Source organism: Pseudomonas sp. NPDC086251 (genome assembly GCF_044746405.1).
GTDB lineage: Bacteria > Pseudomonadota > Gammaproteobacteria > Pseudomonadales > Pseudomonadaceae > Aquipseudomonas.
Genome location: NZ_JBIVBY010000013.1, coordinates 42,542 through 55,172, shown reverse-complemented (window position 1 = coordinate 55,172; position 12,631 = coordinate 42,542). Strand labels below are relative to the sequence as shown.

17 protein-coding genes and 1 pseudogene are annotated in these 12,631 nt (G+C 56.5%); 2 read left to right on the top strand and 16 right to left on the bottom strand.

Features of this window, described 5'->3' with window-relative positions:
- Positions 1 to 38: 38 nt before the first annotated feature.
- The 13 genes and pseudogenes from ACIPL2_RS16935 to ACIPL2_RS16875 form a co-directional block, all read right to left on the bottom strand.
- Positions 39 to 497: a phage virion morphogenesis protein gene (locus tag ACIPL2_RS16935; protein ID WP_401358046.1), complete on the bottom strand. Its 459-nt coding sequence runs from the start codon at positions 495 to 497 to the stop codon at positions 39 to 41.
- Positions 494 to 970: a phage tail protein gene (locus ACIPL2_RS16930; RefSeq protein WP_401358044.1), complete on the bottom strand. Its 477-nt coding sequence runs from the start codon at positions 968 to 970 to the stop codon at positions 494 to 496. Before ACIPL2_RS16930 ends, ACIPL2_RS16935 begins: the two co-directional genes overlap by 4 nt.
- Positions 954 to 1,148 (bottom strand): annotated as a pseudogene (lysC, locus tag ACIPL2_RS16925) (Rz1-like lysis system protein LysC); the annotation flags it as partial. The gene ACIPL2_RS16930 and the pseudogene lysC, both read right to left, overlap by 17 nt.
- On the bottom strand, positions 1,063 to 1,506 hold the full coding sequence (lysB, locus tag ACIPL2_RS16920) for an Rz-like lysis system protein LysB (RefSeq protein ID WP_401358043.1): 444 nt from the start codon (positions 1,504 to 1,506) through the stop codon (positions 1,063 to 1,065). The pseudogene lysC and the gene lysB, both read right to left, overlap by 86 nt.
- Positions 1,503 to 1,709, bottom strand: coding sequence for a hypothetical protein (locus ACIPL2_RS16915; RefSeq protein ID WP_401358042.1), 207 nt, complete (start codon positions 1,707 to 1,709; stop codon positions 1,503 to 1,505). Before ACIPL2_RS16915 ends, lysB begins: the two co-directional genes overlap by 4 nt.
- Positions 1,706 to 2,551: an N-acetylmuramidase domain-containing protein gene (locus tag ACIPL2_RS16910; RefSeq protein ID WP_401358041.1), complete on the bottom strand. Its 846-nt coding sequence runs from the start codon at positions 2,549 to 2,551 to the stop codon at positions 1,706 to 1,708. The genes ACIPL2_RS16915 and ACIPL2_RS16910 overlap by 4 nt, the downstream gene beginning before the upstream one ends.
- Positions 2,548 to 2,826 carry a phage holin family protein gene (locus ACIPL2_RS16905; protein WP_401358040.1) on the bottom strand — a complete coding sequence of 93 codons (279 nt, stop codon included), beginning with the start codon at positions 2,824 to 2,826 and terminating at the stop codon, positions 2,548 to 2,550. Before ACIPL2_RS16905 ends, ACIPL2_RS16910 begins: the two co-directional genes overlap by 4 nt.
- Position 2,827: 1 nt before the next feature.
- Positions 2,828 to 3,181 (bottom strand): putative holin, encoded by a 354-nt coding sequence (locus tag ACIPL2_RS16900; protein ID WP_401358039.1) that lies wholly within the window; start codon positions 3,179 to 3,181, stop codon positions 2,828 to 2,830.
- Between the two features lie 27 nt (positions 3,182 to 3,208).
- The gene (locus ACIPL2_RS16895) at positions 3,209 to 3,421 is read right to left on the bottom strand and encodes a tail protein X (protein WP_401358038.1); all 213 of its coding nucleotides are present in this window, start codon (positions 3,419 to 3,421) and stop codon (positions 3,209 to 3,211) included.
- Positions 3,421 to 3,882 carry a head completion/stabilization protein gene (locus tag ACIPL2_RS16890; RefSeq protein WP_401358037.1) on the bottom strand — a complete coding sequence of 154 codons (462 nt, stop codon included), beginning with the start codon at positions 3,880 to 3,882 and terminating at the stop codon, positions 3,421 to 3,423. Before ACIPL2_RS16890 ends, ACIPL2_RS16895 begins: the two co-directional genes overlap by 1 nt.
- Before the next feature lie 104 nt (positions 3,883 to 3,986).
- Entirely contained in the window at positions 3,987 to 4,703 is a 717-nt protein-coding gene (gene gpM, locus ACIPL2_RS16885; protein WP_401358035.1) for a phage terminase small subunit, read from the bottom strand.
- Positions 4,704 to 4,714: 11 nt separating this feature from the next.
- Positions 4,715 to 5,722, bottom strand: a complete 1,008-nt coding sequence (locus tag ACIPL2_RS16880; protein WP_401358034.1) for a phage major capsid protein, P2 family — start codon at positions 5,720 to 5,722, stop codon at positions 4,715 to 4,717.
- Between the two features lie 44 nt (positions 5,723 to 5,766).
- Entirely contained in the window at positions 5,767 to 6,645 is an 879-nt protein-coding gene (locus tag ACIPL2_RS16875; RefSeq protein ID WP_401358032.1) for a GPO family capsid scaffolding protein, read from the bottom strand.
- A gap of 151 nt (positions 6,646 to 6,796) precedes the next feature.
- Between ACIPL2_RS16875 and ACIPL2_RS16870 the strand changes: the two genes are divergently transcribed.
- Together ACIPL2_RS16870 and ACIPL2_RS16865 are read left to right on the top strand one after the other, a co-directional pair.
- The gene (locus ACIPL2_RS16870; protein WP_401358030.1) at positions 6,797 to 8,554 is read left to right on the top strand and encodes a terminase ATPase subunit family protein; all 1,758 of its coding nucleotides are present in this window, start codon (positions 6,797 to 6,799) and stop codon (positions 8,552 to 8,554) included.
- Positions 8,554 to 9,588, top strand: a complete 1,035-nt coding sequence (locus ACIPL2_RS16865; RefSeq protein ID WP_401358029.1) for a phage portal protein — start codon at positions 8,554 to 8,556, stop codon at positions 9,586 to 9,588. The genes ACIPL2_RS16870 and ACIPL2_RS16865 overlap by 1 nt, the downstream gene beginning before the upstream one ends.
- Before the next feature lie 52 nt (positions 9,589 to 9,640).
- On the opposite strand, the gene ACIPL2_RS16860 is transcribed toward ACIPL2_RS16865, so the two are convergent.
- The 3 genes from ACIPL2_RS16860 to ACIPL2_RS16850 all read right to left on the bottom strand — a co-directional run bounded on the left by ACIPL2_RS16860 (position 9,641) and on the right by ACIPL2_RS16850 (position 11,980).
- Positions 9,641 to 10,177: a hypothetical protein gene (locus tag ACIPL2_RS16860; RefSeq protein ID WP_401358028.1), complete on the bottom strand. Its 537-nt coding sequence runs from the start codon at positions 10,175 to 10,177 to the stop codon at positions 9,641 to 9,643.
- Between the two features lie 26 nt (positions 10,178 to 10,203).
- Complete coding sequence (locus ACIPL2_RS16855) at positions 10,204 to 10,965, bottom strand: P-loop NTPase fold protein (protein ID WP_401358026.1); 762 nt, start codon at positions 10,963 to 10,965, stop codon at positions 10,204 to 10,206.
- 112 nt (positions 10,966 to 11,077) lie between these two features.
- On the bottom strand, positions 11,078 to 11,980 hold the full coding sequence (locus tag ACIPL2_RS16850; RefSeq protein WP_401358025.1) for a DUF2971 domain-containing protein: 903 nt from the start codon (positions 11,978 to 11,980) through the stop codon (positions 11,078 to 11,080).
- Between the last annotated feature and the right edge of the window lie 651 nt (positions 11,981 to 12,631).

Genomic DNA, 12,631 nt, shown 5'->3' with positions numbered 1-12,631 from the left:
ACTTTCGATGAGTTTTTACACCGGTCAGCCTGTGTAGTCTACGCAGTCAAATGAGAGAGCAAGCCGTCTCGGATCAAGTCGATATCGGCGTCAGTGAAGCCAAGCAGCTCCCGCTGTTCGTATTCCACGTCAGGTGCGCCAGGTGCGGCGCGGTCTTTCAGTCCGTACTGATGCACCCGAGCGATGCGGGCAATTCGACCGGTGAAGCCGATGCTAATGGCATTGCCATCGCCTTGGACTTTCAGAAACTTCGCAGTTCGGACTTTCTGGAACATACGAACCTTGCGTTTCACCCGGCCCTGCTTCCCGCGCAGGTTGCGCTGTTTGCGCGGTGCGTACTTGCTTCCGTCCGGGTTCTGTTGAGCAATCATGCGCGCCTGCTGGCTTCGGCGAAGTGTTTGCCCGAGGCGACGTGCGAGCTGATTGCGAGCGGATGGTTCAAGCTGACCGAGCAAGCCGGCCGCCCAGTCCTCCAGCGTTTCCAATCTTGTGCTCATTTGGGGACGACCCATTCGCTGCTGGTGCCTTGAGCACCTGGTATCCACGCGGGGTCAAGGAAGTCGGCCACGCGTTGAGGTTCTTGAGCGTGCTTGATGGTGGTTTTTCCTTCGGTGTCGGTACCGACGACTACACGTTCGGTCAACGGCAGGGTAATGCTCATGTCGACCTTGCTGTTATCCAGAATATCGGCTTCGAACTGGATGCCATCGGCGGATTTGCTCAGGTTCTCCAGCAGTTCAGATTGGTTGACGCGGACCCAACCCAGTAGCGGCAGCATGACGCTGTCGGGGTGGCCGGCGAAGTCGGTCAGAATGATCTGCAGGCTATAACCGTATTCAAAAGACAGGCTGGCGGCCGCCGTGCAGCGCACCTTGCCATTGTCGATGAAGATCAGCAGACGGTCGGGATCGTGCTTGAGGTCCGCGACGCTGGCCAGCAGGTGGGCGCGTAGGCTATCGGGCTTGTTCATGTTGCACCTGGTGTCTGTAGATGGTGTCGACTTGTGCCGCGCATTCGGCCCATGCAGCCTCGGTACGATCCTGGTCGGTGAGCAGGTTGCCGTTATCGTTTGGTGCTGTTGCCGGCATGCTGCACGGCACTACGGCCGGACAGCCACTGACGATAAGCGTCGGCGCCGGTGAGGGCGGGGCGCTCGCGCAACCGGCGAGCAGCATCAGGCAGCAACTGAGCAGCCCAATCACGTAGTTCTGAGTTCTCACGTTTCAATTCCTCGATCGATCGATCACGTTTTGCCAGGCCCTGTCGCAGCAGATCCTGCTGGGTGCGCAGGTCCGCCTGTGCATTCCGCTCCTGTTGCAAAGCGGTTCGAAGGGTATTGGCGGTGATCAGGTTGCGGCCAGCCTCTTCGCGGGCGGTATCAACGTCTTTCCCTGCCAGTTCCGTGTTCTTGTCGGCGACTGCGATGCGCAGCTCTTGGCACCAGATCAGCAACGCCAGGGCACCGAGCAGAGCGATGCCATACAGGACCTGGCGCACGGTGCTCATGCGCGGTACCAGCCGAGCTTGTTCATGTCACCGACGTCCAACTGTTTCATGGGGCCGCGAACGATGATGACTCTGCAGCCGGGCATCAAAAAGTGAAGAGCCTCGGCCAGCAGCTCCATGCCTTCCTGTTCGGTGTTTTCTGGAACCACCAGCAGATCGCCGTCCTGGATGTTCAATCTGCGCACCTGGTCGAGATCAATCATGCCGCCTCCGCCTGACCGCAACCGCAGTCGGCGTGCCGTTCAAAAGCGCGCTGCAACTTGATGTCGTAGAGATTCCGCTTGTAGTCCGGTCCGTTGTAGAGCTTGGCAAAGTCGGCCCATTTGCCGGCCTTCAATGCCTTGTGCAGAGCCGGGTCCGTTTCGATGAAGCGCACGAAGGCGTCGAACTGCATCGACTCGCTGGCGCTCATGGCCTGGACGAAGTCCTGCACGCTGGCGTAGCCCAGGCGCTGCCAATGAAAGCCCATGATCTGGAACGCGCCCCAGGACGCAGACTCCAGTGCAGCGGTATCGTCGATGAGGCGAGCGCTATTCAGACGCTGGTGTTCGGCCGTGCCGCCCGCGTATCCGCCGTATTTTGGATTGACCAGGGCAGGATTGATCGCGGCAAGCTGATCGGCGTGGCGTTTGAGTTCCGCCGGGTCATCACCATCGTGCCGTGGGGATGACAGTTGGCGGTACATGATGTGCCGTTCGAACAGGATCACCGGCTTGCCGTTGTCGAGAAACCCCTTGCCGCTGGATTCCACTTCGTTGACTGCGTAGACGCTGGCCAAGGGTACGCTGAGGCGTTCGGCAGCGTTGACCAGGTCGGTGTTTTTCAACAGTTTTGAGCAATCGCCGCCGGCCAGGCTGATCTGGGTCTTGGTGCCGGCGACACCGTCGACCACTAAGCCGGCCTTCAGCTGATAGGCCCGAACGGCGGTTTCGGTGTTGTCGCCAAAGGCACCGTCGACGACCAGCTTGGCGCCGTCGCGATTCAGGTTCTTTTGCAGCGTACGCACTGCTTGTGAGCGGTCGCCATGTCGGAGAGTGGTGGTCATGCGCTGGGCCTCAGCAGGGCGGCGACGTTGCCGCGAGAACGAAAGATCAAGGTGCAAAGCAGCACGATGGCGACGGCTTGCCAGAGGCTGGTAGGCGGGCGATACAGCAGGATTTCCAGCCCACACAGGCACAGCGAGGCGCCGAATAGACTGGCGAGCAATGAGATGCCGCGACGGAATCGAGCCGCGCCACGGCTGTAGCAGGCCAGGCGCAGTGCGCTGAGGAGGTAGGCAAACGCCGCGACCAGCTGCACGATGATATCCACGGTAGGCATATCAGCTCCCCCCTCTGATGCGTCGCAGGATTTCCCAGAAATCTGCCTTCTCGACCCACACCATGCCTTTGATGCTGATGGGAATAATGATCAAGGCGCAGCCGAACGCAGCGCCTCCGCTGGTGACTAATGGCACCAGCTGCAACGCCATGGGCGCGAACAGGTAGCCGACGCCGGCTGAGAGGAACATTGATCCCAGCCGCTGCCAGACTTTGAGGTCGTGCTTGGTGCTGGTCACCAGCCACGCGCCGAGAATTGCACCGAACAAAGCCTTACCGTCGATCACGGGCATAGCGGTGGCCAGGCCAAGGCCCATGAGCAGGCCGGTCACGGCGCTGGAAGTCGGATCAGCCATGGTGCGGGTTTCCTTGGTTGAGAGGGGTCAGTCCCATAGGTTCACCATCTGCCGGTGAGGCGCTGAGGTTTGAGCTTCGGGCATTACCACGGGTAGGCCTTGGGGCAGCGTGGGACCATGTTCCGCAAGCTCGGAGTTGGCTTGGAATACCGCCTCGGTGACACCAGCGGTTCGCCCGTAGTGACGCCAGCACAGGGCGTCGACGGTTTCGTTCTGGTGGGCGCGGACGGTCACGGGCATCAGATCAACTCCACAGTGGTGCGGCCAAGGCCGAGGAAGTCACGCACCGCCCAGCGTTGATCGCGGCGCAGCTCGTCGATACTCGGCGTAAGTTCTTCGGCGTTCTGATTACCGCTATTGGTGCTGTCGTAGGAGCGGTAGCGCTCGCAGATTTCGGCACCGGTGGCGGCATAGATGGCCCGCTGGTACAGGTGGATGTATTCAGACACTTCTTTGACTTTTCCCGCTGGTACGTCGGCGAGAGTGGTGTAGCCCGCTGCTTGTTGGGCTATGCGCCATTTTGCAAATTCACGGTTGACTGTGATGGCGGCAGAGATGGTCGCGGTTTCCAGCCTGATGGCGGTGACGCTGGAATCGATGCGCAGTGTGCCGCGCACGTCGTCGAGATCGATCGATGGCCAGAATGGGTCGGTGTTGATGTGGCCGCTGTCTACGGGGCCGCTGGCTACAAATGCGCTCATGAAACGGCACTCAAGAATAGATCGCCGGTGGTCGGGGCTTCACGTTCAGGAGGAGCGGCCTGGCCGATCTGCCCCGAGCCGGCGGGGTGCGTGGGGACGCTCGATTAGCTGCTGGGAGCAGCGTATTTTTTTAGGAGGCGTTCAACGCGCTCCAGATCCTTCTTGCCACCGCAGTTGGTGTGCAGCTCAATGGCGCGGGCCAGATAGTTTTTTGCTGATTCCAAGTAGCCGATGGCGATCACCTTGGTTTCCGGGGGGGCATCGTCAGAAACCTTCTCTGCACACGCCTTGCCTAGCGCTAGATGTAGCTTGGCTTTAGCCTGGTCAGGCATGTCCTCCTCACCCGCGATTTGCTCGGTGCGTAGCAGCAGATCGAGATCGAAGGTGCCCCCCGCCTTTTGCGTCTTCAGGGCAACTTCGGAAATTTCTTCCGCGACGATGGTGCCCGTGGTGCGTTCGAAGCGGTCAGCCATCAGCAGCGCGTGATTGATGACGTACTCAGCAATGTCCAGGGCGCCGGAAAAGTCGCCGGCATCCATTCGCCAGACCATCAGGGTGGTGAGCACCTGGTCTTGCGCACCTTTACCTTCGGCGAGTACGCCTGTCACGTACGGAACATATTCAGGCAGCAATTGCCGTTTCAGCTCTGCCTTTCCTTCGATCGACTGCACCTGTTTCAGGCGGAGGTAGTCCTGCTGGAGTTTCGCGAGGTGCAGCTCGTAAACGGATGCGCCTTCCATGGTCATGGCAGGACCGGCCACAGCAGCCGCTGCTATGGCTGCTGTGACACGTTGGAAGTGATGACGGCAAGGATTGGTCATGACCGACGGCCTCAGCTCAGGGTGATGTTTTCGGCCATGGCAGCGCAGCCCAGGTCTTCAATCACGTAGCTTTCATTGACCGATTCGAAGTTTTCGATGCGGTCGCGTTTGGCGTTGTCGACGACGGTGCGGCGGCGGGTACCTTCCTGCCAGTACAGCGACAGGTTATCCAGGCGGGTCACCAGCAGGCCGTTGGCCGGGAAGTGCGGGACGCGCACGGCTGGCAAGTTGCCGATACGTTTTTGGCTGGTGACGATGTCGGCCGCAAGCATCTCGGTCGGCGCCTGGGATTTGTTGATGATCGGGAAGTACTTGTCGGCCAACAGTTGACGACCGCAGATCACCACCAGGTCGGTGTCTTCCTGGTACCAGGGCTCGATGAACTCGTTGACCATGCTGACGACCAGGGCGTCGATGTTTTCGAAGTCCTTGCCCGCGCCGATCTCGATCTTGCCGCTACCACTGACCACTTCATGCAACACGCGAGCGGCGTTTTCCAGGCGCATTTTCTGCAACCAGCCAACGTTCACGTCCTGCAATAGTGGGTTGGTGGTTGAGTTCGAGGTGGCTGCGCGACTGGTGCCGTTCCAGCCGATCATGATGCGGTTGAGCGCTTGGGCCTTTATGATGGCGTCGCGAATACGCGCTTGGAAGTCCTTGAACTTGGCCCACTGGTCTAGCTTCTGGTAGCGGATGCCGGTGTCGAAGTTGGTCTGGGTGCAGGTGTACCCACGGTTATCCAGGCCGCTTGGATCACGGGGTTCACGGTCCTTGACGGTGGTGTCGGTGGTGCTGGCGATGGTGCCGTCGATACCGATGCCGATTTTCTCGCCAGACTGCTCACCGACGCCGTAAACGTTGATGGAGCTGAGGAACGCGCTGGATTCCTGAATACGGGTTTCCAGAGTCTGGGCGACGCTTGGGGCAGCGGTGAATTTGGTGGTGACGTCGCTCACGCCGTGCAGTTGCGCGAGTTGTTGAAGGTAGGCGTTGTACAGGACGCGGGTATCGTTACGCATGGTGTTCTCCGATGTTCCTTGGCTGGGTGTTGTCCGTGGTGTGATCAGCAGTCGGTGACGAGCGCGCCGTCACCGCCCGTAGCCGGCGGGCGAACGGAGTACTGCGGTTGTTTTCCGGTGGTGTCCGGGATGTTTTCGAGCTTTTTGACCAACGCCACGAAGTCGGCGGACAGCTTGGCGTGGTCGGCCTGCAGCTTTTCGCGGGCTGACTTTTCGGCAGTGAAGGCCTCGCCCTGGCTGGCGACATGTTCGGCCATGGCCTCGACGGCATCGCCGAGTTCAGTGAATAGAGCGGCGTCCTTGCCTTCCTTGTCCTTGCTCTTGCCGAGGAGTTCGAGAACACGGGTGAACAGGCCTACGACTTTGCCGCTTTCGTCCTCAATTTCTTCGAATTCAAGTTCGATCTCGACGGCCTCGGAAAACAAGTTGCCGGGATCGCGTTTACGGCTTGCAAGCGGGTTCATGTCCGGGTGTTGAGCGCTGAAGGTCAGCATTTCGGTACCCAGGCTGGCCGGTGTGTCGGTGACTGCAATGCCGTCTAAATAGGCTCGCCCTGTGTCGGCGAACTTCGGGCGAATCTCGATGCTGGTGTACATTTTTTGCCGAGCCTTGTTCATGGTAACCAGGTCGGCAGTCGGTTCAATTTGGGCAAACAGGGCGAGCTTTTTGGCCCCGGCAATTTCGACTTCCTCAGTCTTCAGCGCGACCACATCGCCGTAAGCACGGAACGGGCTGTCGGGCAGCAGGCTTCGCATATGCTCAATCCAAACGCGCGCACCGTAGGTGTTTTGGCTATAGGTTTCGGCGGCATCCACCAGCCATTGACGTTCGATCTGGCGGCCGTCGGTGGTGGCGCCCTCGACAGCGACGCGGAAGAACTTGGAGAGTTGTTTTTTGCCTGGGTTGTCGGTTTTGCCGGCCATGCGTGAATCCTCAGAGCGGTGGCTGTGTGCCTTGGCGATGAGCGCATGTTGTTGAGCGCGAGCGCGACGGGCAACGAGGCACTGTTGTAGTTCAAGGCGCTACAAGGACCGGAGCGGGAACTGTTCGCGCGCGGGCGGCAGCATCTGCGCCATGAATGCCATCGTCGAACTACCCACCGATCACCGCCGCCATGCCAAGCACCTGTACTGGCAGGGCTATCGCGTGTGCGAGATCGCCGAGCTGATCGGAGAGAAGGAAAAGACCCTGCACAGCTGGAAGGCCCGCGACGAGTGGGACCGGGCTACACCCCTGGAACGTATACAGGCGGCGACCGAAGCCAGGCTCGTGCAGTTGATCCTCAAGGACCCAAAGTCAGGGTCGGACTACAAGGAAATTGACCTGCTGCACCGCCAGCTGGAGCGCCAGGCTCGCATTCAACGCTTCAACGACGGCGGTACTGAAACCGAGCTGAATCCGAACCTAGCCAAGCGCAACGAGGGGCCGAAGAAGGCTCCGAAACGCAACGAGTTCGACGAAGAGCATATCGAAAAGCTGACTGAGGCCTTCATCGACGGGTGTTTCGGTTATCAGTTGGATTGGTATAAGGCGGGCAATCAGCGAACTCGCGCGATTCTCAAGTCACGGCAGATCGGAGCAACATACTATTTCGCCCGCGAAGCGCTGATCGATGCACTGACGACAGGTCGCAACCAGATATTCCTGTCTGCATCGAAAAACCAGGCGCATATCTTCAAGGCCTACATCCAGGCTTTTGCCCGCGAGGTGGTCGGTGTCGAGCTGACGGGGGATCCGATCATTCTGGGCAATGGTGCGGAGCTGCACTTCCTAGGCACCAACGCCCGGACTGCCCAGGGCTACCACGGCAATTTCTACTTCGACGAATTCTTCTGGACGTTCAAGTTCAAGGAACTGAACAAGGTCGCCAGCGGCATGGCGATGCAGAAGCAGTACCGCCGAACCTACTTTTCGACGCCTTCCAGCATGGCGCACGAAGCCTATACGTTCTGGACCGGTGAGCGGTTCAACAAGGGCAAGCCGGCGGCGCAACGGGTCAAAATCGACGTCTCCCACAACGCACTGCAACAGGGGCGGCTGTGTGAGGACCGGGTGTGGCGGCAGATCGTCACCATCCTGGACGCGGAAGACCGTGGCTGCGACCTGTTCGACCTCGACGAGCTGCGCCAGGAATACGATGCCGAGGCCTTCCAGAACCTGCTGATGTGCCAGTTCATCGACGATGGGGCCAGCATCTTCCCGCTTGCGATGTTGCAGCCGTGCATGGTGGACAGTTGGGACCTTTGGGCCCAGGACTACAAGCCGTTTGCCGCGCGCCCATTTGGGGATCGTCAGGTTTGGGTTGGGTACGACCCCGCCGAGAGCGGCGACAGCGCCGGCCTGGTGGTAATCGCACCGCCGATGGTGCCCGGTGGCAAGTTCCGGGTGCTGGAAAAACATCAGTTCCGGGGCATGGACTTTGCGGCCCAGGCTGAGGCCATCCGCCAGGTCACCAAACGCTATTGGGTGACTTACATCGGCATCGACATCACCGGTATGGGCTCGGGCGTTGCCCAGTTGGTGAAGCAATTCTTCCCGAACATCACCGCGTTCAGTTACTCGCCCGAAGTCAAAACCCGCCTGGTGCTGAAAGCCTACGACGTCATCAAAAACGGCCGCCTGGAGTTCGACGCCGGTTGGACCGACTTGGCCCAGTCCCTTATGGCCATCCGCAAAACAATCACCGCCTCCGGGCGCCAGTTTACTTACACGGCCGGTCGCACCGACGAGACCGGCCATGCCGATTTGGCGTGGGCGACGTTCCACGCGCTGCACAACGAACCCCTTGAAGGGCAGACCACGGCGAACACCGGATTTATGGAGTCCTACTGATGAGCAGACGTAAGCGCGAAACCCAGCTGAACACCGCTCAGCCAACTATTGAGGGCGATCTGCTGCCACCGGAGTCTGGGTCTGTTGAGGCGTTCACTTTCGGTGATCCTGCGCCCGTGCTGGATAGCCGGGAGATCCTCGACTACCTGGAGTGCTGGGCCAACGGGCGTTGGTTTGAAACACCTATGTCCATGGACGGCCTGGCGAAAACGACCCGGGCCAGCGTGTACCTTCAGTCTGGGCTGAACTTCAAGCGAAACATGCTCGCCCGCACGTTTGTTCCCCACCGGCTGTTGAGTCGTCAAGCATTTGAGCAGTTCGCTCTGGATTGGCTCTGGTGCGGCAACTGCTACCTGGAAAAGCGCAACAACATGCTCCGAAACACCATGGGCCTGCTGCCGCCACTGGCGAAGTACATGCGCCGAGGCGTGGACATGGAGACCTATTACCAGGTGCGTGGCTGGAAGGATGAGCACGAGTTTGCACCCGGCTCGATCTGCCACCTGCGTGAGGCCGATATCAATCAAGAGATCTACGGTCTGCCGGAGTGGCTGGCAGCGCTGCAAAGTGCGCTGCTCAACGAGAGCGCCACGCTGTTCCGTCGCAAGTACTACAACAACGGCAGCCACGCCGGTTTCATCCTGTACATGACCGACGCGGCGCAAAAGGAGGAGGACATCGATTCACTGCGTACCGCGCTGAAGAACTCTAAAGGGCCAGGCAACTTTCGCAACCTGTTCGTGTACGCGCCGGCTGGCAAGAAAGACGGCATCCAGTTGATCCCGGTGAGCGAGGTAGCGGCCAAGGATGAGTTCAGTTCGATCAAGAACATCAGCCGCGATGACATGTTGGCGGCACTGCGGATACCGCCGCAGTTGATGGGGATCGTGCCGCAAAACGCCGGCGGCTTTGGCTCGATCAAAGAAGCAGCGCAAATCTGGGTGATGAACGAGCTTGAGCCGATCCAAGCTCGTTTACAACAAGTCAATGAATGGTTAGGTGAAGAGGTAATTCGCTTCAAGGAGTACGAGTAAACCCGACTCTGACCAATCCATGATTGGGGAGAAGAAGGGAAGGCTCCCAGGCTCAGTTAACATTGAAAATTCTAACTTTGTCGAGAGTGGCATCGAAGAATTCTCGTCTTGATCTTATATGTGTTCGGTCAAAAATCTTTCTTTCTGGACTGCCCAAGTCAAATGATAGATATTCGGCATCACTCATAAGGCATCCTTTGAACCATGTCATGGCATGAGTCATTGGGAAGTTGTCGTCTTCGGTGTCTTCGGTGTAGTTAAGCGATTTGAAGATTTCGGTGTAGCCTATATTTTTGCTTTGTAGTCTGATAAAAAGCTTAGGGTTAGTTGTTTTGATGATGCAGAGGGCGATTAGGAGCGGTGCGGAGTAAAGGCTGTTGGAGTTAAATGAAGACGCCGTCAGCGCGAAGTTTGAAAATCCTTTTTCTAACTGTCTCAGTGTTAGATTGAGGTGCTCTCCGATACCTGCGAAAACTTGAGGAATATCCGGGTTTTTCAAGTCATGAGCTGCAGCTAGATAGTCACAGTATTTAACAATGTTGCTTTCGCGGCTCTGTCCTTTGTGGGGTATGGAAACTTCGATGGTCAAGAACTTCTGTAGATAGGTGTGAGCATCTATGTTAGACCATAGGTGGCGCGAATAGACTCTTCGAGTTGAATTTTGTTTATAACAAGAATGAAAGTGACATTTTTCACGGAAAAAAGATGTTTAATTTTTTCAAGCATTTCCACTGCGAAGCTTGGTCTGCAACGATCCAGTTCGTCAATGATTACTGTGAGGGGGTGATCCGATTGGGAGCTTAGCGCAGACGGAACGGTAGAGAGGAATTCTTTAAATTGCTCTACAGAGGCTAATTCACGTTTGTGGTTGAGCAGCCGTTCCTTAATGAATTTCTCGGCACTTTTCCCGATATCGTCACCGGTACCCTCTAGAGCTTTATCGAAGTCCTTGAAGTCATCAGCATTTGCCAAACCAGCGCTCGCTACTCTGATCGCAACTTTTGTTCCGACTGAGAGTAAGTGCGCTCCAACTGACTTAGCTTTTTCTACGAAAGCCTCAGATTTGTCAGCTGGACATCTTTCCTGCATATAGTCTGAAATGGCACCTGCGACTACCATGAATGCGTCATCAACGTAATCTGATGCAAATGCGTCGATATAGATATTAGGGATGTGGTTCTGATTTAATAAGTTCTGCCAGGACTTAACGAAAGTCGTCTTCCCTTCGCCCCAGCTTCCATGAATGCCTATAACTAAAGGGTCGTTATTTTGGCGAATTACGTTTGTTAATGACTTGGCAAAAGGTTCCCGGCCAAATAGATCTGGCCCAAAGCCTTCTCCTTCCTTAATTTCGATTGGAGGAATTACAATTTTCATTGTGAGCTCTTATGAAGTTTTATTTTTAATGGATCTGCTGCGCGAAGTGTGAGGGTAGATTGTTGGAGATGAGCCTTCGCTCTCGAATGTGCTCCTGAATAAAACACTCCAATCATACCTCCGTGTAATCCAATCTGTACGCGTCTGTGCGACGATTGGCCTTAAAGATTTTGATGTTGGGGAACGATGTTCGAGCTAATTCGATTATTTCAGATGAAAATTCGCTGGCTGCTCTGCAGCCAATGAATAGTCGCGGAAGTTCATTGTCTCTGATCGGCATGAAGTCATGAGGGCTATCCGGCGAAGCATCGGGATACCAGACTCGCCATTCTTTTTCGTAGTTCCAATCCATGCTTTTGCGTAAAACATATCGTCGATGAAGAGCCTCCGCGTCAAAACCACCCGTAATAAAAACACTTTCTAGCCATTCCTGCTCTGTAAAAAAAGGAGGAGGCGACGAGACGTACTCTACTTTCTGCGCGATTGACAGCACGTTGTCGTCTTCAGGTCGCGAAAGAAACTCGAACACAACGCCCGTGTGGTCTTGTGCGTAATGTGCCCACATCAATAAGTTGTCGCGCTCTTCGCTAACGCAGAATACCCTCATTGTTGCTAGAGAGTTATGCCAGTACTGTTGGTATTGAAGCCTTGTCTCTTTGATTATGGGTAACAGAGATTCGTTGAAGTCGGGCGCGGTCATATCGAGCCAGCGCTGTTTGTCAAACCCATGCCTCGGATATTTGCGTCTGGCTATTAATGCAAGTTCTCCCCAAGGATTACTCTGATTAATCGCTAAAACTTCACTGCCGCTTGCAAACTTCTCAAGGAAGTCTATGAGCTTTTCATGCAGTTGGTCGGGGTCGAAGTCGAAGTGTAAGCCTGTCTGAACATCAAACGGGTCATTGTACGTCAGCGGGGAAGAATACCTAACCGTCCTGTTTTGGAGCACAGCTATTGCGGTTTCTGGGGTGGCGTACTTGTAGAACGAACGAGCCCCTGGGTAGCGGTCAGCCATTGTCTATTCATGCCCCTGACTTGAGACTAGTAATCTCGAGTTTATTGAAAGGGATTGAGTTTTACGCGTTGAGAGATGTAGTCGATGACCTAAGCGAGGCTTCCTGACGTCACTCGAAGGCTCTAAAAAGTTCTTTGTGCCGTAAGAAACTCCCCACCCGAACATATCAAGCTCATCTGTGCACGTCCACGTTTCCGAGGCTTGAATTTAAAATAATGAGCGGATGAAGCTTGACGTGGGAAGTGGGGCGGTTTTTTAGGTGGCCTCACCGGAGCTGATGTGGTGCCCCGATTTGGTGCTTCGGTGGCGGCGGGACGGTGGGCATCACCTGGCGCGCGCCGTCGTCCCCCCACCTCGCCTGCGGGCTAAATGGGTCTTTTTTTCTGCATTACTGCGGTCCACCGGACGCCGCTAAGGCTGGGCGCCTGGCTCGCAATTTGGGGATGTTGGAATCCTGCGGAACCCTGCGAGGGTAGGGCGGTTGCTGCATGGTCTGGGAGCGGACTGGGGGCTTTTTCAGGAAAAGCGTCGGAAAAAGGTAATTTTGTAATGTGAGGCTGGTGACACGGCTGAAAGCCACGGATTCACTGGTTTTGACAGATTACTCAATTAGGTTATTTTTAGTAATGCATCAGGTAATATTCTCGTAAG